The sequence below is a fragment of the Lentzea sokolovensis genome (assembly GCF_033949975.1).
GTDB lineage: Bacteria > Actinomycetota > Actinomycetes > Mycobacteriales > Pseudonocardiaceae > Lentzea > Lentzea sokolovensis.
The window spans coordinates 434,322-460,249 of the sequence record NZ_JAXAVU010000012.1; the positions used below are offsets into that span (position 1 = coordinate 434,322).

The following is a 25,928-nucleotide window of genomic DNA, read 5'->3' on the forward strand; positions in this document are numbered from 1 at the left end:
GAACGGAGTAGTCGGACTAGCAGCCGATCAGGCGTGCGGCGAGGTACGACTCCAGCTGGTCCATCGCCACGCGCTCCTGCGACATCGTGTCGCGCTCCCGCACCGTCACGGCGAGGTCGGTGAGCGTGTCGAAGTCGACCGTCACGCAGAACGGCGTGCCGATCTCGTCCTGACGGCGGTAGCGGCGGCCGATGGCGCCGGCGTCGTCGAAGTCGACGTTCCAGTTGCGGCGCAGGGCCGTCGCGAGGTCGCGGGCCTTCGGCGACAGGTCGGCGTTGCGCGACAACGGGAGCACGGCGACCTTGACCGGCGCGAGACGGCGGTCGAGCTTCAGCACGACGCGCTTGTCCACGCCGCCCTTGGCGTTCGGGGCCTCGTCCTCGGAGTAGGCCTCCAGCAGGAACGCCATCATCGGGCGGCCGACACCGGCGGCGGGTTCGATGACGAACGGCTTGAAGCGCGAGTTCGTGGCCTGGTCGAAGTACGACAGGTCGACGCCCGAGTGGTTCGAGTGCGTCGTCAGGTCGAAGTCGGTGCGGTTCGCGATGCCTTCGAGCTCACCCCACTCCTGGCCGCCGAACTGGAAGCGGTACTCGACGTCGACCGTCCGCTTCGAGTAGTGCGACAGCTTTTCCTTCGGGTGCTCGTAGTGACGCAGGTTCTCCTTGGAGATGCCCAGGTCCGTGTACCAGCGGGTGCGCTCGTCGATCCAGTACTGGTGCCACTCCTCGTCCGTGCCCGGCTCGACGAAGAACTCCATCTCCATCTGCTCGAACTCGCGGGTGCGGAAGATGAAGTTGCCCGGCGTGATCTCGTTGCGGAACGACTTGCCGATCTGACCGATGCCGAACGGCGGCTTCTTGCGCGACGTCGTCTGCACGTTCAGGAAGTTCGTGAAGATGCCCTGCGCGGTCTCGGGGCGCAGGTAGTGCAGGCCCTCTTCGGTCTCGATCGGACCGAGGTGCGTCTTCAGGAGCCCGTTGAACATCTTCGGCTCGGTGTAGGTGCCGCGCACGCCGCAGTTGGGGCACGGCACGTCGGAGACGTCGCCTTCGGCGACCTCCTTGCCGGTGCGCTCCGCGTACTCCTCGGACAGCGTGTCGGCGCGGAACCGCTTGTGGCACGACTCGCACTCGACGAGCGGGTCGACGAACGCCTCGACGTGACCGGAGGCGACCCACACGTCACGCGGCAGGATCACCGACGAGTCCAGGCCCACGACGTCCTCGCGGCCGCGGACCATGAAGTTCCACCACTGACGCTTGATGTTGTCCTTGAGCTCGACGCCGAGAGGTCCGTAGTCCCATGCCGAGCGGGTACCGCCGTAGATCTCCCCGCACGGGTAGACGAACCCCCTGCGCTTGCAGAGGCTGACAACGGTCTCGATGCGATCGGCGGGCAAGGGGAACTCCATCGGGCGAATGAGAATCGGGGGCTCAAGCCTAGCCCGTCACGTCACGCCCCGAACGGGCGACCGGAGCCTTACCCTGCACGGATGGAAGACCGGCTGCGAGAGCTGTGGGACTTCGCCGACCTGGGCGGCACCGAGGCGCGACTCCGCGCGGCGCTGAACGACGAGGCGACCGACGACGGGCGCGCGGAGGTGCTGACCCAGCTGGCCCGCGTCGAGGGTCTGCGCGACAACTTCGCCGCAGGTCACGCGTTGATCGACGAGGCTGAGACGCTCGTGTCCCCCGACTCGACGGGCCGCGTGCGCGCGTTGCTGGAACGCGGCAGGCTGCACCGTTCCGGCGGTGATCCGGAGGCGGCGCAACCGTTGTTCGTGGCGGCGTTCGTCCTGGCGAAGAAGCGCGGCGACCTGTGGTTCGCCGCGGACGCCGCGCACATGGTGGCCCTGGTCGACGACCCGGAGAAGTGGACGCAGGTCGGGCTCGACGTGATCGCGGAGCACCCGAACCTGACGCACTGGCTCGGACCGCTCCACAACAACCTCGGCTGGTACTACTTCGAGCACGAGCGCTACGAGGACGCCCTGACGGCGTTCGACCAGACCCCCGCTCCGTACGCGGCGTACGGCAAGGCCAAGACGCTGCACATCCTCGGTCGCACCGCCGAAGCCGCGCAGGCCGCGCGCAGGGCGCTGGAGCTGCTGCCGGACGGCTCCGACGAGGAGTTCCTCGCGGAGATGACGAAGATCGCTAGCGAGGAGTAGCCGGGCCCGCCGCCTCGCCGAGCCGCACCGTGAACGCGTCCTCGGCGAGCACGCTCGTGTGCGTCTCGACCTCACCGCCGGTACTGGTCAGCTTCGGCTCGTACATGGCGGGCTCGTCGGTCAGCGCCTCGGACAGCAGCGGGATGACGTGTTCGCGCACGGGGAACGGCGACATCGCGCGCCGGTAGGCCACCACGGACTCGAACTCGACCGTCAGCACCCAGCGGTCGTCCTCGTCGGTCGACCGCGCCAGCGTGCCCCTGCGGCACCCCGGCTGAGCCGTCAGCAGCTTCAACGCCTGCTCGACGCGCGAGGTGAACGACTCGGGATCGGATACGCGAAAGCGGCACACCAGCAGCACGGTGCAAGGATGGCACGGTGACCTCCAAGCGCCCTCTCCTGCCCGGCGACGGCCCACTCGCGCGCGTCCGCCCCGTCGTGGCGTTCGTGCTCGTGCTCGGTCTGTTCCTCACCGGCGTGCTGGTGGGCGGCACCCTCGGCGCGGTGCTGCTCGGTGTGCTGATCGTGGGCGCCGGCGCACTGCTGGCAGCCACCTGGAAGGTTCTTTCCCCAGCTCAGCGCACATTGCGCGTGGTGGTCCTGCTCGTACTGCTCATCATCACCGTAGAATTGGTTGTGAAAATCCCTACCAGGTGAGGTGCGCCGCCATGACCGTCCAGTTGCACGGCGAGCACTCCCCCGAACGCGCGGCCCCCGCGCCCGCGCCACCCCGTTCCGCGCACACCCTCGCCGAGGCCGGCGACCTGCTGCGCGCGCTGGCCGCCCCGGTCCGCATCGCCATCGTGCTGCAACTGCGGGAACACGACCGCTGCGTGCACGAACTGGTCGAGGCACTGGGAGTGGCCCAGCCGCTGATCAGCCAGCACCTGCGCGTGCTGAAGTCGGCGGGCGTGGTGCACGGCGAAAGACACGGCCGCGAGGTCGTGTACCGACTGGTGGACGAACACCTGGCGCACATCGTGGTGGACGCTGTGACGCACGTCGAGGAGAAGTTGTGACCGGACTGAGGTCCACCAAGCAGCGCACCGCGGTGTCGAACCTGCTCGACCAGCTCGACGACTTCCGCAGCGCCCAGGAACTGCACGAGGAACTGCGCCGCCGCGGCGAGGGCATCGGCCTGACGACGGTCTACCGCACACTCCAGTCCCTCGCGGACGCAGGCCAGGTCGACGTCCTGCGCACCGACTCCGGCGAGGCGATCTACCGCCGTTGCTCGGCGCACCACCACCATCACCTCGTGTGCCGCCACTGCGGCCGCACGGTCGAGGTGGAGGGCCCCGCCGTGGAGAAGTGGGCGGACCGGGTGGCGGCCGAGAACGGCTTCTCCGAGGTCAGCCACACCGTCGAGATCTTCGGCACGTGCGCGGAGTGCACGGCGAAGGGCCTCAAGTAGGACCCTGACGCGGGAGCGGCGCGGCGACATGGGGTCGCTGGAACCGGCACCAGCCAACGCACCCCGCCCCGCGCAATGCCAACCGGCGCCCGCCAACGCACCCCGCCCCGCGCGGTGCCATCAGGCGCGGCCCACGCAAAAGCAACCACGTACGAAGCCTGGCGTGGCGATGCGAAGCGAGCCGTCTGAACCTAGAGCGCCGGGTAGCGGTGCACCCCGCTCATGGCGATTGGGGCTTGACCTTGAGTGGGCGGGATGCTCCCCTCATGGGCACGGCCGGGCGCTTTTCAGCCCGGCCTTTTCCGGCCGTCAAGCATCCCGCCAGAGGCTCAAGGTCAAGCCCCAATCGCAACCCCGCACTTCGTCACGACCTGATGGACCACCCTCGCAAGGCGACCGAACGTCAGGAACGCGACCAACCCCGCTGCAACGCGACGACCCGCACGCAACCCGCACCCGCACCTTTGCAACAGGTCTTTGGACTTCGTCCGCAAAAGACTCGTTGCAAAGGCCGGGCAAGCAGGGATCCCCGCAACTGATATATCGGTGACGAGCGAGTCGCCGGCCTAGGACTCGTAGGGCTCGACCGGCTCGGCCACGGCCGTGAACGACTCGACGGTGAAGCTGGGCACCCAGGAGTTCTTCTCGTTCGCCGACTTCGGCACGACCTGCCCGGTCACCTCGACCCACTGCTCGTCCGGCAGCGCGGGCACGTCCCCGGTCACGCGCACCTTCAACGGGCGGGCGTCGGCGGCGCAGCACGAGATCGCGAGCCGCGCGACGTAGGTGGCGCCGTCCGCGCGCAGCAGGAACCCGGTCAGCTTCACCCGGCGGCCGTCCAGGGTGCCGGACTCGTCCCACGCCGTGCGCGTGACGAACTCCGTCATGGACAACGGGATCACGTCGCCGGACGGCAGCTCGCCGAGCAGGTTGCGGGAGCGCTGCGTCTGGTTCGTGTCGGCGGCCGAGTTGACGACGTCGCCGCCCAGGGCCGGGGGCGAGATCAGGAACACCGCCAGCACCGGCAGCAGCATCAGCCACGTCGAGCGCGACGAGTGCGAGTGCTCGTGGCCGTCGTCGACGGCCTTGCCGCGGCGGATGTCCCGGATGATCGCGAACAGCGCGAGACCGATCATGGTCACGCCGGCCGCGATCAGCAGCGGCAGCAGGCTCTTCTGCACGTACCTGAGGTAGAGCCCGGAGAAGCTGATCTTCAGCAGCGCGCCGCCGAGCAGGACCAGCAGGATGTTCTGGGTTTCCCGCCTCACAGCAGCACCACTCCTGTCACGACGGCGCAAAAGACCGCCACCACGAACGTGGCGGGTGCGAAGCGGAAGGCGAAGGACTTGCCGAACGCACCTGCCTGCAGCGCGATCAGCTTCACGTCGACGGCCGGGCCGACGACGAGGAACACCAGGCGCGGCAGCAGCGGCAGCGCGGAGAACGCGACGGCCACGAACGCGTCGGCCTCCGAGCACAGCGCCAGGATGACGGCCAGGAAGGCCATCACGATCACGCCGAGCACGATCTGGCCGCCCAGCGTCTGCATCCACGCGACCGGCACGAACGTCTTGAACGCGGCAGCGAACAGTCCGCCCAGGACCAGGAATCCGCCGGCGTCCACGAGGTCGTGCCGCGCGCTCTCGGCGAAGACGGCCCACTTGTTCTGCCCCGAGTGGTCCCCCAGCCGCGCCAGCGCGCGTTCGGCGATCCACTCCATCTTGCCGAAGCGCACCCACAGCCAGCCCATGACCATCGCGGTCAGCAACGAGCCGACGAACCGAGCCACGACCATCATCGGGGTGTCGTTGAACGCCACGGCGGTCGACACCAGCACGATCGGGTTCACCGCGGGCGCGGCCAGCAGGAACGTCAGCGCCACTGCCGGGGCGACCCCCTGCTGCATGAGCCTCTTGGCGACCGGCACCGAAGCGCACTCACAGCCCGGCAGGGCGATGCCCGCGACACCGGCCACGGGCACGGCCAGCGCCGTCTTCGAAGGCAGCAACCGACGCAACGCCGAAGCCGGCACGAACGCCGCGATGGCGCCCGAGATCAGCACGCCCAGCACGAGGAACGGCATCGCCTGCACGCAGATCGCCACGAACACGGTCGAGGCCGTGCGCAGCTTCGGCACGTCGAGCAGATCGACGAGCCTGGACTGGAAGAGCAGTGCGAGAACGAGGATCCCGCACAGCACCTCCAACGACGTGATCTTCAGCCGAGGCGGCCCTGAGCGCCGCTTCGACGAGCGGATCTCGCCGGTGATCGTCATTCCGCGTCCGCGTCCAGGTCGAGCAGGCGGCGGTACTGGCGCGCCATGCCCTCGCGGATCTCCTCGGGCGAGGGCGGCTCGTCGAACTCCGCCTCCTCCTCTTCGAGATCGTCGTCGTCGAAGTCGACGGGCGTGCCGTTGACGGTCTCCTCGGCGTCGGCCTCTTCTTCGAGAGCGGCCTCGCGGAGTTCGTCGATCGTGGCGGAGACGTCCCCTGCCGACAGCGCGGGCAGCATCGGCTTCACGATGGCCAGCACGCCGCCCTCGGCGTCGTCGAGCGCCACCGCCTCGGCCAGCGCGACGGCGTGGTCACGCTCGTACGGGCCGCAGATGAACGAGTCCCAGTCGTCGCCGCCCGAGGGCTCGAACGTGACGGTCCACGGGAACTCGTTGACGTCCGAGTCCTCTTCCGGCTCGTAAATGATCACGCCACCCATCGAAGGGTCCTTTCTCAAGAAAAGCGGGAGAGGAGCTCGCCGCGCACCTGCGACGCGGTCGAGACGACCAACATGAGGAGCGTGCTCAGAGGTTCCGGCTTGAGGCCGTCCGCCGGGAACGCGTAGCGCAGCATCACGTCCGTGCCGCGTTCGGAATGAATCACGCCGAGCGTGCCGAACAGGCCTTGACCAGCGCGTTCAGCGACCCACCCGGCCGCCTCGGCCGGCAGGTCCCACGCGACGACGACCGTCAGCGAGAGAACAGTCAGCCCTTCGGCCAGTTCCATGCCCTGCACCGCGCACGGCACGTCGCCGTGACGGAAACTCAGCGCGCCGTCGTCGTCCACGGAGACGTCGTGGAACAGCTCCAACGCCTTGCGTGCGGCCTCCAGGGCCTCACCGCTCGCGTTCACGACGACGCCACCTCCTCACCGGGCTTGTCGACGGCACCGCCGAAGCGACGGTCGCGGTCCGCGAACTTCTCGCAGGCGCGCCACAGGTCGCGGCGGTCGAAATCGGGCCAGAGGATGTCCTGGTAGACCATCTCGGCGTACGCGGACTGCCACAGCAGGAAGTTCGAGATGCGCTGCTCACCGGACGGCCTGATGAACAGGTCGACGTCCGGCATCTCCGGCTTGTACAGGTACTTCGCGAGGGTGCGCTCGTCGACCTTGTCCGGGTTGATCTTCCCGGCGGCGACCAGGCGCGCGACCTCGCGGGCGGCGTCGCCGATCTCCGCGCGGCCGCCGTAGTTCACGCACATGACGAGGTTCAGCACGGTGTTCTCGGCCGTGCGGACCTCGGCCTCCTGCAGCTGCTTGATGACGCTGCCCCACAGCTTCGGCGAGCGGCCGGCCCAGTGGATGCGGACACCCATCTCGTCCAGCTCGTCGGTGCGGCGCGCGATCACGTCGCGGTTGAAGTTCATCAGGAAGCGGACCTCTTCGGGGCTGCGCTTCCAGTTCTCGGTGGAGAAGGCGTACAGCGAAAGCCACTTCACGCCCAGCTCGATGGAGCCCTTCGCGACGTCGAGCACGACCTGCTCACCGCGCTTGTGCCCCTCCACCCGCGACAGTCCGCGCTGGTTCGCCCAACGGCCGTTGCCATCCATCACGATCGCGATGTGCTTGGGCACCAGATCGGCCGGGATGTCCGGAGGCGTCGCACCGGACTCGTGCGGCTCCGGCGGGCGCGGAACGCGCTTCTCACGCTCAGAGCGGCGGCGACGCAGCATGAACCAGATACCTTTCGAGCGAAAACCGTTGTCGGTAGCAGCCACATTAGCCGTCCGCCGGCTGCGCCTTTCGCTCGACCAGAGGCAACGACCGCAACTGCCGTTCGAGGTGCCACTGCAGGTGCGCCGCGACCAGGCCACTCGCGTCGCGGCGGGCCAGGTGCGGGATCTCGTCGACCACGTTCCACTGGCCGTGCAGCAGCGCCGAGAGCAGCGCCAGCGTGTCCTGGGAGGGCGACGAGGAGCCGGCCGGGCGGCAGTTCGGGCAGCACGAGCCGCCCGCCTGGATGCTGAACGCCCGGTGCGGACCGGGATTGCCGCACTTCGCGCACTCGTTCACCGCGGGCGCCCATCCCGCGAACGCCATCGCACGCATGAGGAACGCGTCCAGCAGCAGCGACGGATCGCGCTCCCCGTTCGACAACGCCCTCAACGCCCCGGCCACGAGCATGTAGAGCCGCAGGACCGGTTCGCCCTCTTCGGCAGTGAGGCGATCAGCGGTCTCGAGGATCGCGCACGCGGCCGTGTAGCGCTGGTAGTCCGTGACGATGCCGACGCCGAACGCGTCCAGCGTCTGCACCTGCGTGATGATGTCGAGCGTCCGGCCGGGGTGGAACTGCACGTCGACGTGGCAGAACGGCTCCAGCCGCGCGCCGAACTTCGACGACGTGCGGCGCACGCCCTTGGCCACGGCGCGGAGCTTGCCGTGCTTCTGGGTCAGGAACGTGATGATCCGGTCCGCTTCACCGAGCTTCTGCACGCGCAGCACGATCCCGGTGTCGCCGTACAGATGTGCCATCAGAACCCCAGGCGGCGCAACTGCTTCGGGTCCCGCTGCCAGTCCTTGGCGATCTTGATGTGCAGGTTCAGGTACACCCGGCTGCCCAGCAGACGCTCGATCTGCTTGCGAGCCTCCATGCCGACCTGCTTGAGCCGCTCACCCCGGTGACCCAGGATGATCGCCTTCTGCGACGACCGCTCCACGAACACGAACGCGTGGATGTCGATCAGGTCGTTGCGACCCTCGCGCGGCTCCATCTCCTCCACCACGACGGCGATGGAGTGCGGCAGCTCGTCGCGCACGCCCTCCAGTGCGGCCTCGCGGATCAGCTCGGCGACGAGGGTCTGCTCGGGCTCGTCGGTCAGATCGCCGTCCGGGAACAGCTGCGGGCCCTCGGGCAGCTTCTTCAGCAGCAGGTCGCTCAGCGTGTCGACCTGGAAGCCGTCCACCGCGGACACCGGGATGATCTCAGCGAACTCCATGATCTTCTGCAGCGCGAGCAGCTGCTCCATCACCTGCTGCTGCGACACCAGGTCCGTCTTGGTGACGATGCCCAGCACGGGCGTGCGCTTGGCGACCTTCTCCAGTTCGGCGGCGATGAACTTGTCACCGGGGCCGACCTTCTGGTCCGCGGGCACGCAGAAGCCGACGACGTCGACCTCCGACCACGTCTCGCGCACCAGGTCGTTGAGCCGCTGGCCGAGCAGTGTGCGCGGCCGGTGCAGACCGGGGGTGTCGACCAGCACGAGCTGGCCGTCCTCGCGGTGCACGATGCCGCGGATCGTGTGGCGGGTGGTCTGCGGCTTGCTGGACGTGATGGCGACCTTCGTGCCCACCAGCGCGTTCGTCAGCGTCGACTTCCCTGCGTTCGGGCGGCCGACGAAGCACGCGAACCCGGAGCGGTAACCATCCATCCGTCCATTGTCCCTCTTGCTGGTTATGGCCGTTCGCGGGGCCTTCCGGCCACCTAGAACTGGTCGCGCACCTCACCGGAAACGCTCGCGAGGAGCACCGGCCCGGACTGGGTGAGGTCGCGCACCGCCGCCAGCGACGCCTCGTCCACCTGGGACGCCTCGGTGACGACCGCCGCCGCCTCCAGCCCCTGCGCGCCACTCGACACGGCTGCCGAGACGGCCGCCTGCAGCGCGGTCAGCTTCAGCGACGGCAACGAGACCGTGGAGGCGTTGTAGGTGCGGCCGTCGAGGTCCCGCACCGCCGCGCCTTCCGCGGCGCCGTTGCGTGCGCGGACGGACCGCGCGAGCGTCACGAGCTTGGCGTTCTCCGGATCTACGTCAGTCATCTTCGTTCTCCTTCTGCGCGGGGCGTACGAGCACCGTCGTGACCCGGATGCGGCCGCGTTCGTCCTTGCCGCCCTCGGCCCGCATGCGCAGGCCGGCGATCTCCGCCTCGGTGCCGGGCAGCGGCACGCGCCCGAGCCGTTGCGCGAGCAGACCGCCGACGGTCTCGACCTCGTGGTCGTCGAGCTCGGTGCCGAACAACGCGTCCAGGTCGTCCACCGGCAGGCGCGCGCTGACCCGCACCGCGCCGTCCTCCAGGTGCTCGATCGGCGGGCGGTCGTCGGTGTCGGACTCGTCGGTGATCTCGCCGACGATCTCCTCGAGGATGTCCTCGATGGTCAGCAGGCCCGCGGTGCCGCCGTACTCGTCCACGACGATCGCCATGTGCCTGCGCGACACCTGCATCTCGCGCAGCAGGTCGGCGATGGGCTTCGAGTCCGGGATGAAGCTCATCGGGCGCATCAGCTCGGACACGCACTTCGGGTCCTCGCCCTCGGCGAGCGTGGCCCGCATCAGGTCCTTGAGGTTCACCACGCCGAGCACGTCGTCGACGCTCTCGCCGATCACCGGGACGCGGGTGTAGCCGGTGCGCAACGACAGCGCGAGCGCCTGCCGCAGCGACTTGGACTGCTCGATCCACACGATCTCGGTGCGCGGCACCATGATCTCGCGCGTGATGGTGTCGCCCAGCTCGAACACCGAGTGGATCATCTCGCGCTCGCCCTCGTCCACGACGCCGCGTTCCTGCGCCATGTCGACCAGCTCGCGCAGCTCGACCTCGGAGCTGAACGGACCCTCGCGGAAGCCCTTGCCGGGAGTGATGGCGTTACCGATGAGGATCAGGAGCTTGGACAGCGGCCCGAGCACGCGCCCGAGCTGCCGGACGGTGCCGGCGGCGAGCAGGCTCACGGCGTACGGGTGTTGACGGCCGAGGGTGCGCGGTCCGACGCCGACGAGCACGTACGACACGATGAGCATGCTCAGGCAGGCGTACAGGACAGCGAGCCCGTCCTGTTCCACGAAGTCGAGGAACACCGTCGTGGTCAGCACGGCCGCCGACATCTCGCAGGCCAGGCGCAGCAGCAACAAGAGGTTGACGTGCCGCGGCCGGTCGTTGAGGACGTGCAGCAACTGCCCGGTGCCCCAGCGACCCTGCCGTTGCAGGGCCTCCACTCGTGCGCGTGACACGGTGCCGAGAGCGGCATCCACACACGCGAACAGTCCGGCGGCGAGCACGAGCAGAACGGCCAGCACGATCACACTGGCAGGGTTCGCGGTCATCGCGTCAGGCTTCTTCGTTCTTCTCGTCCAGGCCGACCGCGCCGAGCACCTTGTCGTCGGTGCTGCGCTGGTGAGCGGCCCGCTCTGCCTCGTCCCGCGCGGTGCGGAAGTCGCCGAGGATGCGGTTCTGCAACGTGAACATCTCACGTTCCTCCGCGGGCTCGGCGTGGTCGTAGCCGAGCAGGTGCAGCACGCCGTGCACGGTCAGCAGGTGCAGCTCGTCCAGCAGGCCGTGGCCCGCCTTCTTGGCCTGGTCCTTGGCGAACGCGGGGCACAGCACGATGTCCCCGAGCAGCGCGGGGCCGAGGCCCGCGGCGTCGGGGCGGCGCGCGGAGTCCAGCTCGTCCATGGGGAAGGCCATGACGTCCGTCGGACCCGGCAGGTCCATCCAGCGCTCGTGCAGGTCTGCCATCACGTCCAGCTCCACGAGCAGGACGGACAACTCGGCCAGCGGGCTCACGCCCATGCGGTCCAGCGCGAAGCGGGCGGCGGAGACGATGGACCCTTCGTCGACTCCGACACCCGACTCGTTGGCGATCTCGATGCTCACGGCGCCTATCGTCCCCGGCGCTGGTTCCCCCGGCGTGCACCGGGTCCGTGGTGTTGCCCGTTCTGGTCGACGAGGTCCTGCTGGACCTGCCACTTGTCGTACGCGTCCACGATGTCGCCGACCAGGCGGTGGCGCACCACGTCCTGGCTGGTCAACGTCGAGAAGTGCACGTCGTCGACGCCTTCGAGGATGTCCTTGACGACCCGCAGGCCGCTGCGCTGGCCGCCGGGGAGGTCGACCTGGGTGATGTCACCCGTGACGACCACCTTCGAGCCGAAGCCCAGGCGGGTGAGGAACATCTTCATCTGCTCGGGCGTCGTGTTCTGCGCCTCGTCCAGGATGATGAACGCGTCGTTCAGCGACCGGCCGCGCATGAACGCGAGCGGTGCGACCTCGATCGTGCCGGCCTGCGTGAGGCGCGGGATCGACTCCGGGTCGACCATGTCGTGCAGCGCGTCGTAGAGCGGGCGCAGGTACGGATCGATCTTCTCGTAGAGCGTGCCGGGCAGGTAGCCCAGGCGCTCGCCCGCCTCGACGGCCGGGCGGGTGAGGATGATCCGGTTGACCTGCTTGGCCTGCAGCGCCTGCACGGCCTTGGCCATGGCGAGGTAGGTCTTGCCGGTGCCGGCGGGGCCGATGCCGAACACGATGGTGTTCTTGTCGATCGCGTCGACGTAGTGCTTCTGGTTCAGCGTCTTCGGCCTGATCGTGCGGCCGCGGCGGCTCACGATGTCGAGGCTCAGCACCTCGGCGGGCGACTCGACGTCGTTCGCGCTGAGCATCGCGACGATGCGGCGGACGGCGTTCTGGTCGATGGGCTGGCCACGGCCCGCGAGGGTGATGAGCTCGGAGAAGACGCGCTCGGCGAAGGCCACGTCGGCGGGATCGCCGGACAAGGTGATCTCGTTCCCGCGCACGTGCACGTCGGCGTCGAGCAGTTCCTCCGCGAGCCGGAGGTTCTCGTCGCGCGACCCGAGCAGCGTGAGCACCGCACCTTCCGGCACGGCGAACCGGGACTGACCTTCCTTGTTGCTCTGCTGTGTTTCGTCGGCCACGTGGCCCCGGCCTGCTTCCTGTCGCTCGGATCTGGTGCCGTCGATGCTAGTCCGGCCGAAAATGGGTGGCTAGCGCATTGCTCACGGTGTGTGCTCGGGAGCTGTGGAGATCCGCAGGCTTGGCGTCGACGACATACCCGAGTGCATGAAGCTGATCACGGACCGGGGTTGGGCGTGGACGCCCGCGCAGTGGGAGATGTTGCTGTCGCTCGGTCCGGGCTTCGGCGCCTTCGACGAGACGGGGCTGCTCGGCACGACCGTGGTCACGCCGTATCCCGAGATGCAGGCGATCAGCGGCGTGCTGGTCGGCTCGTGGGCCGAACGCAGGGGCATCGCGGGCGCACTGATGTCCAATGTGTTGGATGCGGGACCTTCCGTTCTGCACGCGACGGCGATGGGTGAGCCGCTGTACCGGCGGCTCGGCTTTCACTCGGTCGGGCAAGCCGCGGCGCACCACGGCGAACTCGGTGGCGCCGCGACCGGTGTGACGCGAAAGGCGACGCACGCCGATCTGCCCGCGGTGGTGGCGCTCGACCAGGCGGCAAGTGGATTCACGCGCGAGGCGTTCTGGACGCACGTGTTCGGTCCGTCGTCGGTGTACACGCCCCACATCGCGCGGGACGGCTTCGTCTGCACGCGGCGCATGGGTGAGACGTTGGTCATCGGGCCGTTGGTGGCACCGAACGCGGCGGCGGCGTGCGAGATCATCGTTGACGTGGTCGCCGGCGCCGGGCCGTCCCGCGTCGACGTCAGCGACCCGGACGTGGCGGCGTTCCTGCTGAGCAAGGGTTACGAGGTGCGCGGGAGCTGTGCGCTGATGGTGCACGGCGTGGACGACGTCGGCGGCGATCGTGCGCGCTACTTCGCGCCCGCGTCACTCGCGCTGGGATGACTGAGGAATCCGTGGAACTGCGACGACTCGAACTGAACGACCTCCCCGCGTGCTCCGACCTGGCCGAGAGCCGGTCGTGGTCGCGCGACGAGACCAAGTGGGAGTTCCTGCTCACGCACGGCGAGGGCTGGGGCCTGTTCGACGAGCACGGCCTCGTCGGCACGACGATCGTGACGCGCTATCCGGAACTGGCGTCGATCAGCATGGTGCTGGTGGCCGAACGCGCCGCGCGCCAGGGCCACGCCCGCCGACTGGTGTCCCATGTGTTGGATACCGGTGTCTCGACGTTGTTCGCGACGGCGATGGGCCTCCCGCTCTACGAACAGCTCGGCTTCCACGCCGTGGGTTTCACCGACATCCACACAGGCCAGTTCACGGGCCCGGCAGCTGATATATCGCATATCGCCACGCACGCTGACCTCGACGACCTCGTCGCACTCGACATCAAGGTCACCGGTCTCACGCGGCCGTTCCTGTGGGAGTCGTTGCTCACCAGGGGATCCGTCAGGGTCTCCGACCACGGCATCGCCGGGTCGTGGCGCGTGCGCGACGACCTGCTCCTGATCGGCCCGGTCATCGCGGACTCCCCCACCGACGCTTGCGCGCTCATCGCCGACTCGGCCGTCGCAAACGGCCGTGTCCGCGTGGACGTGCACGACCCGGACGTGATCGCGTACGTCCGTGACCACGGCATGGAGTCGTGGGGCGAGGCCGCCTGGATGGTCCGGGGAGCCGAAACCCTGCCCGGCGACCGCACCCGCTACCACGCGCCGCTGCTGCAGGCCCTCGGCTAAAGACGCTTGCCGCCCAACAAGTGCAGATGGGCGTGGAAGACCTCCTGCCCGCTGTCCGGCCCGGTGTTGAACAGCAGCCGGTACCCGCTCTCGGCCACGCCCTCGGCGTCGGCGACCTCTCGCGCCGCGGCGAAGAGGTCGCCGAGCTGCTCGCCGTCCAGGTCGACGGCGTTCGGCACGTGCTCGCGCGGAATCAGCAGCACGTGCACAGGCGCCTTGGGCTGGATGTCGCGGAACGCCAGCGTCGTCTTGGTCTCGTGCACGATCGTCGCGGGAATCTCACCGGCGACGATCCGGCAGAACAAACAGGACATGCCCCAAGCTAAACGAACAGCCGGTCCAGCTGCTCGTCGACGGCCTCGATCATGTCCTCGACCGTGAGCTCGTCGGGCCCGAGCCCGTGGTGGATGTTGAGCCCGTCGATCAGCACGATGAACCGCCGCGCGGCCTTCATCGGCACGACGCCGTCCCGCAGCTCACCGGCTTCCTGCGAGGCAACGAGAACGCGCGCGATCCCGGCGTACAACTCGCGCGTGCCGAGGCGTTCCAGCTCGTGCAACGACGGCTCCACCATCGCCCGCGGCAGGAACGACAACAGCACCGCCGCCTCGACCCGGCGATCGTCGTCCATCGCCAGCATCTCGTGCGCGAAGGACCGCAGCACCTCCCGGTTCCCGGCCGAGGTGTCGATCTTCTCCAGCCGCGCGATGAACCGCCGGTACGCGAGCTCCATCGCGAACCCCAGCAAGGCGTCCTGTGTCGGGAAGTAGTGGCGCAGCGACCCGCTGGACCACCCGGACTCGGCCGCGACGGCGCGTACGGAAGCGTGGTCTATCCCGTCCCGCTGCACGATGCGCCACACGGCCTCAGCGAGTTCGCGGCGGCGTTCCTCATGGTCGACAACCTTCGGCACCGGCCCTTTTTAGCAGCCGCCCGCAAGGCGCCCGACAGCCGCGCGGCACCTCTCCCAGGACTCGGTGCCCGGCGTGATCACGTCCATGTGCCCGGCCCCTTCCACCACGACGAGTTCGGCCTGCGGCTCCGCCGCGCAGAACCCGATGGACTGCTCGACCGGGACGTCCTCGTCCTGATCACCGTGCACGCACACCACCGGCTTGCCGATGGGAACCAGCGCGGCCGGCGAGGCCTCCGCGAACTGCTCCTCGGTGCACAGCTCCAACGCCCGCGGCGTGATGTGCCGCGTGAAGTCCAGCACGGCGGCCTGAGCCACCGCTCCGACCACTCGCGCGCTGTGCTTGGCCGCCCACACAGCGAGGTGCCCCCCGGCACTGTGCCCGAGCGCGACGACGGGCCCGATGTCGACGGCGTCGATGGCGGCAAGCACGTCCTCACCGGTCCGCGGCCACCCACCACCACCGCCCACCCGCCGGTACTCGATGTTCCAGACAGCAAATCCGTCGGCGACGAGCACGTCCGCAAGGGGCCGCCCGAGTTCCAAGCCATACCGCTGATGCCAAAAACCACCGTGAATGACGACAACAGCACCCTGAGCAACACCATCAGGAAGGTAAAGCTCGCCAAACTGACTGGGATGGTCACCGTAAGCAATTCGCTGCACACGCAGAACTTACGTCAAGGCCAACAAATAACAAGGAAGACACAACAACGGCCACCAACCGCCACCCATAGGCAGACGGAATAAGAGGAGCCCCACTTGCACACACCTGACAGCGGCCGCGCCTCACACGCCGAACAAGCCGCCGCGCCCTCATACCACCTGATGGGCCACCCGATGCCGAAGGCGAGGTGGCCGGGGGTCCGGGGGCTTGCCCCCGGCGTGGGGCTTGGGGGCTCGGCCCCCAAAAGACACCCTTTTGGTGCAGGCGGCGAAGGCGCGCCAGCGCCGAGCAGCCAGCACCAAAACCAAAAGGGGCGCCTCGCGGTCCGAAGCCTGGGGGTCGCTTCGCCGCGAGGCGCCGACGCCGGACCGAGGGGGGAGGTGTCCGGCGAGTCTTTTGGTCAGAAGGTCTAATCGTCTACGCCGTTTCCGGATAGACCAATCGGCCCCTCTGCAAACCAGGGTAACCCCATCGGCCTGGGATTCGCTACAACTTCCGTCAAGCCAATCCATCCGATGTTCATCCCAGGAGTGATCGGGGTCACCACCGAGCTGTACGTACCCCAATGGCACCAAGAGCAACCGCTGCGGCGGTAGATGCACGCAGAACGGTTGGACCCAATCGGACGATCCGTGCACCCGAAGATCGCAGGGCGTCGAGTTCCTCGGGCGTGATTCCGCCTTCGGGCCCGACGACGAGCAGCACGTCTCCGGATTCGGGCAACGGGACGTCGGCAAGCCGTTCGGTCGCGCTCTCGTGCAACACGAGGGTCAACGCGGACGACGACACGCGCTGAGAGAGCTGAGTCGTGCTCACGGGTTCGTCGACCGCCGGCACGCGCGAGCGGCGGGCCTGCTTCGCCGCCTCGCGCACGGTGGATCGCCAGCGTCCCAGCGCTTTCGCGCCGCGCGGCCCGTCCTCCCACTTGGTGATGCACCGGGCGGCGCGCCACGGCACCACGCCGTCCACCCCGGCCTCGGTGGCGAGTTCGACCGCGAGTTCGCCGCGGTCGCCCTTCACCAGTGCCTGGGCGAGCACCACGCGTGGCGCCGGTTCGGGCTCCACCCAGCGTTCGACCACGCGCAACGCCAAGGAGTCGCGCTCCACCGCCGTCACCGAGCACCGCACCTGGGCGCCGGATCCGTCCGACAGCACGAGTTCCTCGCCCACGCGCAGACGCTTCACCGTCGCGGCGTGGCGGCCTTCCGGGCCGTCCAGCACGAACTCCTCGCCCGCCGGCAACGACGAGACGAGGAAGACGGGCAGCGTCACCGGTTGCCGCGCGAGGCACGCAGGCGGGAGAACAGTCCGCCGCCGCCCTTGCCGTTGTGGGACAGGGAGGGCTCGTTCTCGCCGCGCATCTCGGCGAGGTCGCGCAGCAACGCGGACTGGGCGGCGTCGAGCTTGGTCGGCACGAGGACCTCGAGGTGCACGTGCAGGTCGCCGCGGCCGTCGACGCGGCCGGTCGAACGCAGCTTCGGCATGCCGCGGCCCGTCATGACGAGCTGCGTGTTCGGCTGCGTGCCGGGGTCGATCTGCAGTTCTTCCTCGCCGTCCAGAGTCTTCAACGGCAACGTGGCGCCCAGGGCGGCCGTCGTCATCGGGATCTGGACGATGCAGTGCAGGTCGGCGCCGTCGCGTTCGAAGATCTCGTGCGGGTGCTCCTCGACCTCGACGTAGAGGTCGCCTGCGGGGCCACCGCCGGGGCCGACCTCGCCCTGGCCCGCGAGCCGCACGCGCATGCCCTCGGCGACACCGGCGGGGATGTTCACGGAGATCGTGCGGCGCGACCGCGTGCGGCCGTCGCCCGCGCACTGCTGGCACGGGTCGGGGATGACCTCGCCGTAGCCGCGGCACACCGGGCACGGCCGTGACGTCACGACCTGGCCGAGGAACGAGCGCTGCACCGACTGGACCTCGCCGCGGCCGTGGCAGGTGTCGCACTGGACCGGCTTGGAGTTGTTCTGGGTACCCGCGCCGTGGCAGCGGTCGCACAGGATCGCCGTGTCGACGGTCAGCTCACGCGTGGCGCCCGCCGCACACTCCTCCAGCGTCATGTCGAGCCGGATGAGCGCGTCGGAGCCGGGCTGCACGCGGCTGCGCGGACCACGGCCGCCACCGGTCGAGGCGCCGAAGAACGCGTCCATGATGTCGCCGAGGCCGAAGCCGGAGAACGGGTCTCCGCCGGGGCGGCCACCGCCGCCCGAGTCGAGCGGGTCGCCTCCCAGGTCGACGACGCGCCGCTTCTCGGGGTTCGACAACACCTCGTAGGCGGCCGTCACCTCCTTGAAGCGGGCCTCCTCGTTGGGATTGACGTCCGGGTGCAGCTGCCTCGCGAGCTTGCGATAGGCGCGCTTGATCTCATCCTGTGTCGCGTTCTGCGAGACACCGAGGATGCCGTAGTAATCCCTGGCCACCTTGTTCGCTTTCATGTTCATCTCAAGTGCAAGACGTTTCTGGTCAACGACCGGTCAGGATCTCACCGACGTAGTTGGCGACCGCGCGGACGGCCGCCATGGTTCCGGGGTAGTCCATGCGCGTCGGTCCGACGACGCCCAGGCCCCCGAGCGGATTGTCACGGCTGCCGTAGCCGATGGACACCACGGAAGTGCTGCGCATCTCAGCGGCTTCGTTCTCCTCGCCGATGCGCACCAGCACGCGACCGGGGTCGCGGGAGGCGGCGAGCAGCTTGAGCACGACGACCTGCTCCTCCAACGCCTCCAGCACCTGCCGGAGCGAGCCCGGGAAGTCGGTGATGCTGCGCGTGAGGTTCGCGGTACCGCCGAGCACGAGCCGTTCCTCTGGGTGCTCCACCAGCGTTTCGATGAGCACAGTAGCGACCCGCAGCATCGGGTCGCGGAGGTTCGACGGAACCTCGTCGGGCAGTTCGGCGACCTTGGCACTCGCCTCGGCGAGCCGCTGTCCCGCCATCGCCTGGTTCAGCACGCCGCGCAACTGCGCCGTGTGCTCCTCGCTGATCACGTCCCCGAGCTCGACGATCCGCTGGTCGACGCGGCCGGTGTCGGTGATCAGCACCAGCATCAGCCGCGACGGCGTGATCGGCAGCACCTCCAGGTGACGCACGGCCGCACGCGACAGCGTCGGCACCTGGATCACCGCCACCTGCCTGGTCAGCTGCGCGAGCAACCGCACGCTGCGGCGCATCACGTCGTCGAGGTCGATCGCCCCGTCCAGAAAACTCCGGATCGCCCGCTTCTCGGCCTGCGAGAGCGGCTTGATCTCGCTCAGCCTGTCCACGAAGAGCCGGTAGCCCTTGTCCGTCGGCACGCGTCCGGCGCTGGTGTGCGGCTGGGCGATGTAGCCCTCGTCCTCCAGCGCGGCCATGTCGTTGCGCACGGTCGCGCTCGACACTCCCAGGTTGTGCCGGTCGACCAGGGCCTTCGACCCGACGGGCTCCTGGTTGGACACGTAGTCGGCGACGATGGCACGCAGCACCTCGAACCGACGCTCATCGGCGTTCATCGCAGTTCACCTCCGTGTCCACTACTCCCGAGTTTACCCAGCCGGTTTCCTGCCTGGTGCCCCCTCTGAAGTCGTGCTCGATCCGGCCTCCGGTTTTTGTCGGTGGCGGTCGCTAGGGTCCAAACGTGGACAACGTGGTGTGGCTGCGGCCACCCGGCAAACCATGCCTGGTGCTCAGCGGCGACGAGTGGTGGAGGGGCACGGTTGTCTGGGAAGAGGCCCGCAGGGAGGACGGGCTCTGGTGGGGCACGGTGACGTATGAGAAAGAAGGCCAGGAGATCGTCGAGGTGCGCAGTCAGCACGACCTGCGCGCCCGGTGATCACGGCAGCAGGCGCCTGACCACGGCGTCGGCGAGCAGGCGGCCGCGGTCGGTCAGCACGCAACGGTCGTCGTACGGCTCCAGCAGCCCGTCGGCGATCGCCTGCCTGGCCTCCTCGCGGCCGGCGTCGTCCAGCACGTCGACGGGCAGTCCTTCGGCGAGGCGCAGTTCCAGCAGCACGCGCTCGACCCGCTGATCTTCGGCCGACAACAGCTCGCGACCGGCGGCGGGCGACGTGCCCTCGGCCAGCAGGGACGAGTAGCGCGCCGGGTGCTTCACGTTCCAGAAGCGCACTCCGCCGACGTGGCTGTGCGCGCCGGGACCGAAGCCCCACCAGTCCGCGCCCTTCCAGTACAGGACGTTGTGGCGGCACTGGGCCTCGGCGGAGGTCGCCCAGTTCGACACCTCGTACCAGGAGAACCCGGCGCCGCTCAGAACGGAATCGACCATCTCGTACGACGAGGCCAGCACGTCGTCGTCGGGCATGGGCAGGTCGCCGCGGCGGATGCGGCGGGCGAGGCCGGTGCCGTCCTCCACGATCAACGCGTAGGCCGACACGTGGTCGACGCCCGCGGCCAGCACGGCGTCCAGCGACGAAGCCAGGTCCGAGGGCCGCTCCCCCGGCGTGCCGTAGATCAGGTCCAGGTTCACGTGCTCGAAACCGGCTTTGCGAGCCTCCAGCGCCGCTTCCCCCGGACGGCCGGGGGTGTGCTTGCGGTCCAGCACGGCCAGAACGTGCCGGGCCGCGGACTGCATGCCCAGCGACACGCGCGTGTAGCCCGCGGAACGGATCCCCTCGAAGAACGGAACGGACGTCGACTCGGGGTTCGACTCGGTGGTCACCTCGGCGCCAGGAGCCAGGCCGAACGACTGACGCACCGCGTCCAAAACCTCGCCGAGACCTGAAGCACCCAGCAAAGAGGGCGTACCGCCACCGACGAACACGGTTTCGGCCAACGGAGCGGTCCCGAGAACGGACGCGGCCAGGTCCAGCTCGCGGCGCAGGCCCTCCAGCCACGACTCGGGCGAGGCGGAGGAGCCCAGCTCGCCGGGCGTGTAGGTGTTGAAGTCGCAGTAGCCGCAGCGGGTCGCGCAGAACGGCACGTGCACGTAGATGCCGAACGGACGGGAACCGACACCGGCGAGAGCGGACGCGGGAAGCGCACCGTCGGCGGGCGCGGGCTCGCCTTCGGGCAAAGCGGAGGGCATGACTCCCAGTGTCCCCTACACGGCCCGAATGGCGGTGTTCGACCAGGGAAAGTATCTGTCGGTGACAGAAGTACTACGGAGTGAAACCAGCCTAGGATGTCAACTTCCCCTCGTCAATCCCAGCATTCGGTTGCTGGTGGACCAGGTACTGGACGCGGGGCACACTGGGGACATGCATTCGACTGGAGTCCGCCTCGTGGCCCGCCGCCACGTCGACTTCCGTCGTGTCTCCAGCGCGATGTGCCGTCGTTCGGCCTGACCGCGCGCTGATTTGTTCCCGTCGGCGCCCGGCGCGCTGACGACGCCCCCACCACAAGCACCTCCGGGCTCGCATGCGCACCGAGCGCCTCGAAACCCCGGAGGATGGCGATGGTCCCGCCGCAGACGTCACCGCGCGCCAAGCAGCGTCGCGGCGAGGGACAGTGGGCACTCGGTTACCGAGAGCCGCTGAACCCCAACGAGCGGAGCAAGAAGGACGACAACCCGCTCAACGTCCGCACCCGCATCGAGAACATCTACGCCCACGGTGGTTTCGACTCGATCGACCCGGCCGACCTGCGCGGACGTTTCCGCTGGTACGGCCTGTACACGCAGCGCAAGCCCGGCATCGACGGCGGCCGCACGGCCACGCTGGAGCCGGAAGAGCTGGACGACGAGTACTTCATGATGCGCGTCCGCAGCGACGGTGGCGCGCTCACCACGCAGCAGTTGAAGGTCCTCGGCGAGATCTCGCAGACCTATGCGCGCGACACCGCGGACATCACCGATCGGCAGAACATCCAGTACCACTGGATCGCGATCGAGGACGTTCCCACGATCTGGCAGAAGCTCGAAGCCGTCGGCCTGACGACGATGGAGGCGTGTGGCGACAGCCCGCGCGTCATCCTCGGCTCGCCGGTCGCGGGCATCTCCGAGGACGAGATCATCAACGGGCAGCCGGCGATCGACACGATCCTCGAGCGCTACATCGGCGACCCGCGGTTCTCGAACCTGCCGCGCAAGTTCAAGACCGCCATCTCGGGCCTGCAGGACGTCGCGCACGAGATCCACGACATCGCGTTCGTCGGCGTGAACCACCCCGAGCACGGGCCCGGTTTCGACCTCTGGGTCGGCGGCGGTCTGTCCACGAACCCCATGCTGGGCAAGCGTCTGGGCGCCTGGGTGCCGCTCGACGAGGTGCCGGACGTGTGGGAGGCGGTCATCTCCGTCTTCCGCGACTACGGCTACCGCCGGCTGCGGCACCGCGCGCGCATCAAGTTCCTCGTCGCCGACTGGGGCCCGGAGAAGTTCCGCCAGGTCGTGGAGGACGAGTACCTCAAGCGCAAGATGATCGACGGCCCGGCGCCGGAAACCCTGAAGCAGCAACTGGACCACATCGGCGTGAACAAGCAGAAGGACGGCCTGTTCTACGTCGGTGCCGCGCCGGTCGCGGGCCGCGTCTCGGGCTCGATCCTGGTCGAGGTCGCGAAGATCGCCGAACGGGCGGGCTCCACGCGCGTCCGCTTCACACCACAGCAGAAGATCATCGTGCTGGACGTCGCCGAGTCCGAGATCCCCGAGCTCAAGAGCGGGCTCGCCAAGCTCGGCCTGCAGGTCGACCCGTCGCCGTGGCGCCGGGGCATCATGGCCTGCACCGGCATCGAGTTCTGCAAGCTCGCGATCGTCGAGACCAAGGCCCGCGCCAACGACCTGGTCACGCAGCTCGAAGCCAACCTCAAGGACATCGTCGACGGCGTCACGGCGCCGATCACCGTGCACATCAACGGCTGCCCCAACTCCTGCGCCCGCATCCAGACCGCGGACATCGGCCTCAAGGGCCAGATCGTCACGGACGAGCAGGGCAACCAGGTCGAGGGATTCCAGGTGCACCTCGGCGGCGGCCTCGGGCTCGACGCCGGGTTCGGCCGGAAGCTGCGCGGCCACAAGGTGACGGCGAACGAGCTGCCCGAGTACGTCGAGCGGATCGTGCGGAACTTCGTCGCCCAGCGCGAAACCGACGAGCGGTTCGCGCAGTGGGTCGGCCGGGCGGAAGAGGGTTCGCTGCGATGACTGAGCGCGCGACGCCGTTCTACTGCCCCTACTGCGGCGACGAGGACCTCCGGCCGCAGGAGGAACCCAGCTACGCGTGGCTGTGCACCGGGTGCCGCCGCGTCTTCAAGGTCTCGTTCGTCGGGCTCAACCTGCCGCAGGAGGTGAAGAAGTGAGCGATCTCAAGGAAGACCTCAAGATCGTCGCCGAGGCCGCCGAGCTGGAGCTGAAGGACGCGAACGCCGAAGAGGCGCTGGGGTGGGTCGCGCGGACGTTCGGCGACAACTACATCGTCGCCTCCAACATGCAGGACGCCGTGCTGATCGACCTCGCCGCCAAGGTGAAGCCGAACTTCGACGTGCTGTTCCTGGAGACGGGCTACCACTTCCCGGAGACGATCGGCGTGCGGGACGCGGTCGGGGTCGTCTACCCGGACGTGCGGATCGTGAACGCCGCGGCCGAGCAGTCGGTCGAGGACCAGGAACGCGAGTTCGGCCTGCTGTACCAGTCGGATCCGGCCACCTGCTGCAACCTGCGCAAGGTCGTGCCGCTGCGCCGGGAGCTCGCGAAGTACGACGCGTGGGTCACCGGCGTGCGCCGCGTGGACGCCCCGACCAGGGCGAACACGCCGATCGTGCAGTGGGACGACCGCAACGGCCTGGTGAAGATCAACCCGATCGCGCCGTGGAGCGACGACGAGTTCAACGCCTACATCCGCGAGAAGGGCGTCCTCGAGAACCTGTTGGTGCAGGAGGGGTATCCCTCCATCGGCTGCCTGCCGTGCACCGCGAAGCCGTTGCCGGGGCAGGACGCCCGCAGCGGCCGGTGGGCCGGTCAGTCCAAGACGGAATGTGGGTTGCACGGATGACACTCGCGCTCGACACCTTGGGACGCCTCGAATCGGAGGCGATCCACATCTTCCGCGAGGTGGCGGGAGAGTTCGACCGGCCGGTGATCCTCTTCTCCGGCGGCAAGGACTCGACGCTGCTGCTGCACCTCGCGATCAAGGCGTTCTACCCGGCCCCGGTGCCGTTCCCGCTGCTGCACGTCGACACCGGGCACAACTTCGACGAGGTCATCGAGTTCCGCGACCGCGTCGTCGCGCAGCACGGTCTGCGCCTGGAGGTCGCGAAGGTCCAGGACTGGATCGACGACGGCCGCCTGGAAGAGCGTCCGGACGGCACGCGCAACCCGTTGCAGACCGTGCCGCTGCTGGACTCCATCACGCAGCACAAGTACGACGCGGTCTTCGGCGGCGGCCGCCGGGACGAGGAACGCGCCCGCGCCAAGGAGCGGATCTTCAGCCTGCGCACGGCGTTCGGCCAGTGGGACCCGAAGCGCCAGCGCCCGGAGCTGTGGAACCTCTACAACGGCCGGCACCGCGCCGGCGAGCACGTCCGCGTGTTCCCGCTGTCGAACTGGACCGAGCTCGACGTCTGGAACTACATCGAGCGCGAGGGCATCGAGCTCCCGGACATCTACTACTCCCACCAGCGCGACGTGTTCCTGCGCGACGGCATGTGGCTCGCCGAAGGCCCTTGGGGCACGGCGCGCGACGGCGAAACGTTGCTGCGCAAGACGGTTCGCTACCGCACGGTCGGTGACGGCTCCTGCACGGGTGCCGTCGAGTCCGACGCCGCCGACATCCACGCGGTGATCGCCGAGGTCTCCGCGTCACGACTGACCGAGCGCGGCGCCACACGTGCCGACGACCGGCTGTCCGAGGCCGCCATGGAAGACCGCAAGCGGGAGGGCTACTTCTAAATGAGCGACCTGTTGAGGTTGGCTACCGCTGGCAGCGTGGACGACGGAAAGTCCACGCTCGTCGGCAGGTTGCTCTACGACACCAAGTCCGTGCTCGCGGACACGCTCGACGCCGTCCACCGGGCGAGCGCCGACCGGGGTCTCGCGACGCCGGACCTGTCGTTGCTGGTCGACGGCCTGCGGTCGGAACGCGAGCAGGGCATCACGATCGACGTGGCGTACCGGTACTTCGCGACGCCGAAGCGGTCGTTCGTGCTCGCGGACACCCCCGGCCACGTGCAGTACACCCGCAACACCGTCACCGGCGCCTCCACCGCGCAGCTCGCGGTGCTGCTCGTCGACGCGCGCAAGGGCGTCATCGAGCAGACCCGGCGCCACGCGGCGGTTCTCGCGCTGCTGGGCGTGCCCCGGCTCGTCCTCGCGGTCAACAAGATCGACCTCGTGGACTACGACGAGGTGACGTTCTCCCGCATCGCCAAGGAGTTCACCGCTCACGCCACGGCTCTCGGCTACACCGAGGACGCGGTCGTCGAGATCCCGGTGTCCGCGCTGGCGGGCGACAACGTCGTGGACAAGTCCGCGAACACGCCGTGGTACTCCGGCCCGACCCTGCTGGAGCACCTGGAGAACGTGCCGGTCGAGCCCGACCCGCACGACGCCCCGTTCCGCTTCCCGGTGCAGTACGTGATCCGCCCGCGCACGGCCGAACACCTCGACTACCGGGGCTACGCCGGTCTGATCGCGGCCGGCACGATCAAGCCGGGCGACGAGATCGTGGTGCTGCCGTCAGGCCGTCGCTCGACGGTCACGAAGATCGACACGGCCGATGGCGAACTGACCGAGGCGGCGGCGGGCCAGTCCGTGACGTTGCTGCTGGCGGACGACATCGACATCTCCCGCGGCGACCTGATCTCGGTGGCGGGCAACGAGCCCACGGTCACCGACGAGCTGGACGCCACCCTCTGCTGGCTCGCGGAGAAGCCGTTGCGCTCCGGCGCCCGAGTCCTCGTCAAGCACGGCACGCGCACCGTGCAGGCGATGGTCACCGACCTGCGCGACCGCTTCGACGAGCAGAACCTGTCCAGCGTGGACAGCCCCAGTTCGTTGGAGCTCAACGAGATCGGCCGAGTGGCTCTGCGTCTCGCGGAGCCCGTTCCGCTGGACGACTACAGCTTCAGCCGGCGCACCGGGTCCTTCCTGGTGATCGACGCGAGCGATGGTTCCACGCTCGCCGCCGGACTGGTCGGGGCTCCGCTGCCGCTGCTTGAGGACGGCGTGGAGAGCTGTACCGGGGGTGGCGTCAACGCCACCCCTGACACCCATGCCCTCGTCTCCCCCGGTCCCTGAAAGGCCTCTTCCC

At 68.8% G+C, this 25,928-nt stretch carries 32 protein-coding genes; 12 read left to right on the forward strand and 20 right to left on the reverse strand.

Annotation, left to right across the window (positions count from 1 at the left end; genetic code table 11):
- Positions 1–16: 16 nt before the first annotated feature.
- On the reverse strand, positions 17–1,402 hold the full coding sequence (locus SK854_RS30815) for a glycine--tRNA ligase (RefSeq protein WP_319978690.1): 1,386 nt from the start codon (positions 1,400–1,402) through the stop codon (positions 17–19).
- A gap of 93 nt (positions 1,403–1,495) precedes the next feature.
- Here SK854_RS30815 and SK854_RS30820 point away from each other — a divergent pair, with 93 nt between their 5' ends.
- Positions 1,496–2,173: a hypothetical protein gene (locus SK854_RS30820; protein ID WP_319978615.1), complete on the forward strand. Its 678-nt coding sequence runs from the start codon at positions 1,496–1,498 to the stop codon at positions 2,171–2,173.
- Here SK854_RS30820 and SK854_RS30825 read toward each other — a convergent pair.
- Positions 2,160–2,534 carry an antibiotic biosynthesis monooxygenase family protein gene (locus tag SK854_RS30825; RefSeq protein WP_319978616.1) on the reverse strand — a complete coding sequence of 125 codons (375 nt, stop codon included), beginning with the start codon at positions 2,532–2,534 and terminating at the stop codon, positions 2,160–2,162. The genes SK854_RS30820 and SK854_RS30825 overlap by 14 nt on opposite strands.
- A gap of 17 nt (positions 2,535–2,551) precedes the next feature.
- Between SK854_RS30825 and SK854_RS30830 the strand changes: the two genes are divergently transcribed.
- Genes SK854_RS30830 through SK854_RS30840 form a run of 3 tightly spaced genes read left to right on the forward strand, consistent with a single transcriptional unit; the run spans position 2,552 to position 3,587 of the window.
- Positions 2,552–2,830 carry a hypothetical protein gene (locus SK854_RS30830; protein ID WP_319978617.1) on the forward strand — a complete coding sequence of 93 codons (279 nt, stop codon included), beginning with the start codon at positions 2,552–2,554 and terminating at the stop codon, positions 2,828–2,830.
- An 11-nt stretch (positions 2,831–2,841) separates the two neighbouring features.
- Positions 2,842–3,192 (forward strand): ArsR/SmtB family transcription factor, encoded by a 351-nt coding sequence (locus SK854_RS30835; RefSeq protein WP_089950753.1) that lies wholly within the window; start codon positions 2,842–2,844, stop codon positions 3,190–3,192.
- Entirely contained in the window at positions 3,189–3,587 is a 399-nt protein-coding gene (locus tag SK854_RS30840; RefSeq protein WP_090100492.1) for a Fur family transcriptional regulator, read from the forward strand. Before SK854_RS30835 ends, SK854_RS30840 begins: the two co-directional genes overlap by 4 nt.
- Positions 3,588–4,153: 566 nt before the next feature.
- Here SK854_RS30840 and SK854_RS30845 read toward each other — a convergent pair.
- From SK854_RS30845 to SK854_RS30895, 11 genes are read right to left on the reverse strand one after another with little or no spacing between them, the layout of a single operon-like run.
- Positions 4,154–4,855, reverse strand: a complete 702-nt coding sequence (locus SK854_RS30845) for a TIGR03943 family putative permease subunit (RefSeq protein WP_319978618.1) — start codon at positions 4,853–4,855, stop codon at positions 4,154–4,156.
- Entirely contained in the window at positions 4,852–5,862 is a 1,011-nt protein-coding gene (locus tag SK854_RS30850) for a permease (protein WP_319978619.1), read from the reverse strand. Before SK854_RS30850 ends, SK854_RS30845 begins: the two co-directional genes overlap by 4 nt.
- The gene (locus SK854_RS30855; RefSeq protein ID WP_319978620.1) at positions 5,859–6,290 is read right to left on the reverse strand and encodes a hypothetical protein; all 432 of its coding nucleotides are present in this window, start codon (positions 6,288–6,290) and stop codon (positions 5,859–5,861) included. The genes SK854_RS30850 and SK854_RS30855 overlap by 4 nt, the downstream gene beginning before the upstream one ends.
- Before the next feature lie 23 nt (positions 6,291–6,313).
- Positions 6,314–6,712, reverse strand: coding sequence for a YbjN domain-containing protein (locus SK854_RS30860; RefSeq protein ID WP_189159908.1), 399 nt, complete (start codon positions 6,710–6,712; stop codon positions 6,314–6,316).
- Entirely contained in the window at positions 6,709–7,533 is an 825-nt protein-coding gene (locus SK854_RS30865; protein WP_319978621.1) for an isoprenyl transferase, read from the reverse strand. The genes SK854_RS30860 and SK854_RS30865 overlap by 4 nt, the downstream gene beginning before the upstream one ends.
- A gap of 46 nt (positions 7,534–7,579) precedes the next feature.
- The gene (gene recO, locus SK854_RS30870) at positions 7,580–8,332 is read right to left on the reverse strand and encodes a DNA repair protein RecO (RefSeq protein WP_319978622.1); all 753 of its coding nucleotides are present in this window, start codon (positions 8,330–8,332) and stop codon (positions 7,580–7,582) included.
- Positions 8,332–9,228 (reverse strand): GTPase Era, encoded by an 897-nt coding sequence (gene era / locus SK854_RS30875; RefSeq protein ID WP_090006121.1) that lies wholly within the window; start codon positions 9,226–9,228, stop codon positions 8,332–8,334. The genes recO and era overlap by 1 nt, the downstream gene beginning before the upstream one ends.
- A gap of 53 nt (positions 9,229–9,281) precedes the next feature.
- Entirely contained in the window at positions 9,282–9,614 is a 333-nt protein-coding gene (locus SK854_RS30880) for a cytidine deaminase (protein WP_319978623.1), read from the reverse strand.
- On the reverse strand, positions 9,607–10,893 hold the full coding sequence (locus SK854_RS30885) for a hemolysin family protein (RefSeq protein ID WP_319978624.1): 1,287 nt from the start codon (positions 10,891–10,893) through the stop codon (positions 9,607–9,609). The genes SK854_RS30880 and SK854_RS30885 overlap by 8 nt, the downstream gene beginning before the upstream one ends.
- A gap of 4 nt (positions 10,894–10,897) precedes the next feature.
- Positions 10,898–11,443 (reverse strand): rRNA maturation RNase YbeY, encoded by a 546-nt coding sequence (gene ybeY / locus SK854_RS30890; RefSeq protein ID WP_030474423.1) that lies wholly within the window; start codon positions 11,441–11,443, stop codon positions 10,898–10,900.
- A 5-nt stretch (positions 11,444–11,448) separates the two neighbouring features.
- Positions 11,449–12,498 (reverse strand): PhoH family protein, encoded by a 1,050-nt coding sequence (locus tag SK854_RS30895; protein ID WP_319978625.1) that lies wholly within the window; start codon positions 12,496–12,498, stop codon positions 11,449–11,451.
- A 145-nt stretch (positions 12,499–12,643) separates the two neighbouring features.
- On the opposite strand from SK854_RS30895, the gene SK854_RS30900 reads away from it, so the two are divergent.
- Both SK854_RS30900 and SK854_RS30905 read left to right on the forward strand, forming a co-directional pair.
- A complete protein-coding gene (locus SK854_RS30900; protein ID WP_319978626.1) occupies positions 12,644–13,390 on the forward strand; it encodes a GNAT family N-acetyltransferase in 747 nt (248 codons plus the stop codon).
- Positions 13,387–14,184, forward strand: a complete 798-nt coding sequence (locus tag SK854_RS30905; RefSeq protein WP_319978627.1) for a GNAT family N-acetyltransferase — start codon at positions 13,387–13,389, stop codon at positions 14,182–14,184. Before SK854_RS30900 ends, SK854_RS30905 begins: the two co-directional genes overlap by 4 nt.
- Here SK854_RS30905 and SK854_RS30910 read toward each other — a convergent pair.
- From SK854_RS30910 to hrcA, 6 genes are all read right to left on the reverse strand, one after another.
- Positions 14,181–14,498 (reverse strand): histidine triad nucleotide-binding protein, encoded by a 318-nt coding sequence (locus SK854_RS30910; RefSeq protein ID WP_319978628.1) that lies wholly within the window; start codon positions 14,496–14,498, stop codon positions 14,181–14,183. The two genes, SK854_RS30905 and SK854_RS30910, sit on opposite strands and share 4 nt — an antisense overlap.
- Before the next feature lie 8 nt (positions 14,499–14,506).
- The gene (locus SK854_RS30915) at positions 14,507–15,097 is read right to left on the reverse strand and encodes a TetR/AcrR family transcriptional regulator (RefSeq protein ID WP_319978629.1); all 591 of its coding nucleotides are present in this window, start codon (positions 15,095–15,097) and stop codon (positions 14,507–14,509) included.
- Between the two features lie 9 nt (positions 15,098–15,106).
- Positions 15,107–15,763 (reverse strand): alpha/beta hydrolase family protein, encoded by a 657-nt coding sequence (locus SK854_RS30920; protein WP_319978630.1) that lies wholly within the window; start codon positions 15,761–15,763, stop codon positions 15,107–15,109.
- A gap of 541 nt (positions 15,764–16,304) precedes the next feature.
- Entirely contained in the window at positions 16,305–17,036 is a 732-nt protein-coding gene (locus SK854_RS30925; RefSeq protein WP_319978631.1) for a 16S rRNA (uracil(1498)-N(3))-methyltransferase, read from the reverse strand.
- Complete coding sequence (dnaJ, locus tag SK854_RS30930; RefSeq protein WP_319978691.1) at positions 17,033–18,181, reverse strand: molecular chaperone DnaJ; 1,149 nt, start codon at positions 18,179–18,181, stop codon at positions 17,033–17,035. The genes SK854_RS30925 and dnaJ overlap by 4 nt, the downstream gene beginning before the upstream one ends.
- 43 nt (positions 18,182–18,224) lie before the next feature.
- Positions 18,225–19,247 carry a heat-inducible transcriptional repressor HrcA gene (hrcA, locus tag SK854_RS30935; protein WP_319978632.1) on the reverse strand — a complete coding sequence of 341 codons (1,023 nt, stop codon included), beginning with the start codon at positions 19,245–19,247 and terminating at the stop codon, positions 18,225–18,227.
- Between the two features lie 125 nt (positions 19,248–19,372).
- Here hrcA and SK854_RS30940 point away from each other — a divergent pair, with 125 nt between their 5' ends.
- Positions 19,373–19,567, forward strand: coding sequence for a hypothetical protein (locus tag SK854_RS30940; RefSeq protein ID WP_319978633.1), 195 nt, complete (start codon positions 19,373–19,375; stop codon positions 19,565–19,567).
- On the opposite strand, the gene hemW is transcribed toward SK854_RS30940, so the two are convergent.
- Positions 19,568–20,776, reverse strand: a complete 1,209-nt coding sequence (gene hemW, locus SK854_RS30945) for a radical SAM family heme chaperone HemW (RefSeq protein WP_319978634.1) — start codon at positions 20,774–20,776, stop codon at positions 19,568–19,570.
- Between the two features lie 369 nt (positions 20,777–21,145).
- Here hemW and SK854_RS30950 point away from each other — a divergent pair, with 369 nt between their 5' ends.
- From SK854_RS30950 to SK854_RS30970, 5 genes are read left to right on the forward strand one after another with little or no spacing between them, the layout of a single operon-like run.
- Positions 21,146–22,825: a nitrite/sulfite reductase gene (locus SK854_RS30950; protein WP_319978635.1), complete on the forward strand. Its 1,680-nt coding sequence runs from the start codon at positions 21,146–21,148 to the stop codon at positions 22,823–22,825.
- The gene (locus SK854_RS30955) at positions 22,822–22,980 is read left to right on the forward strand and encodes an Insertion element protein (RefSeq protein ID WP_090006108.1); all 159 of its coding nucleotides are present in this window, start codon (positions 22,822–22,824) and stop codon (positions 22,978–22,980) included. The genes SK854_RS30950 and SK854_RS30955 overlap by 4 nt, the downstream gene beginning before the upstream one ends.
- Positions 22,977–23,672, forward strand: a complete 696-nt coding sequence (locus SK854_RS30960; protein WP_319978636.1) for a phosphoadenylyl-sulfate reductase — start codon at positions 22,977–22,979, stop codon at positions 23,670–23,672. The genes SK854_RS30955 and SK854_RS30960 overlap by 4 nt, the downstream gene beginning before the upstream one ends.
- Complete coding sequence (cysD, locus tag SK854_RS30965) at positions 23,669–24,568, forward strand: sulfate adenylyltransferase subunit CysD (RefSeq protein ID WP_177320624.1); 900 nt, start codon at positions 23,669–23,671, stop codon at positions 24,566–24,568. Before SK854_RS30960 ends, cysD begins: the two co-directional genes overlap by 4 nt.
- Positions 24,569–25,915, forward strand: a complete 1,347-nt coding sequence (locus SK854_RS30970) for a sulfate adenylyltransferase subunit 1 (RefSeq protein WP_319978637.1) — start codon at positions 24,569–24,571, stop codon at positions 25,913–25,915.
- The last annotated feature ends 13 nt before the right edge of the window (positions 25,916–25,928 follow it).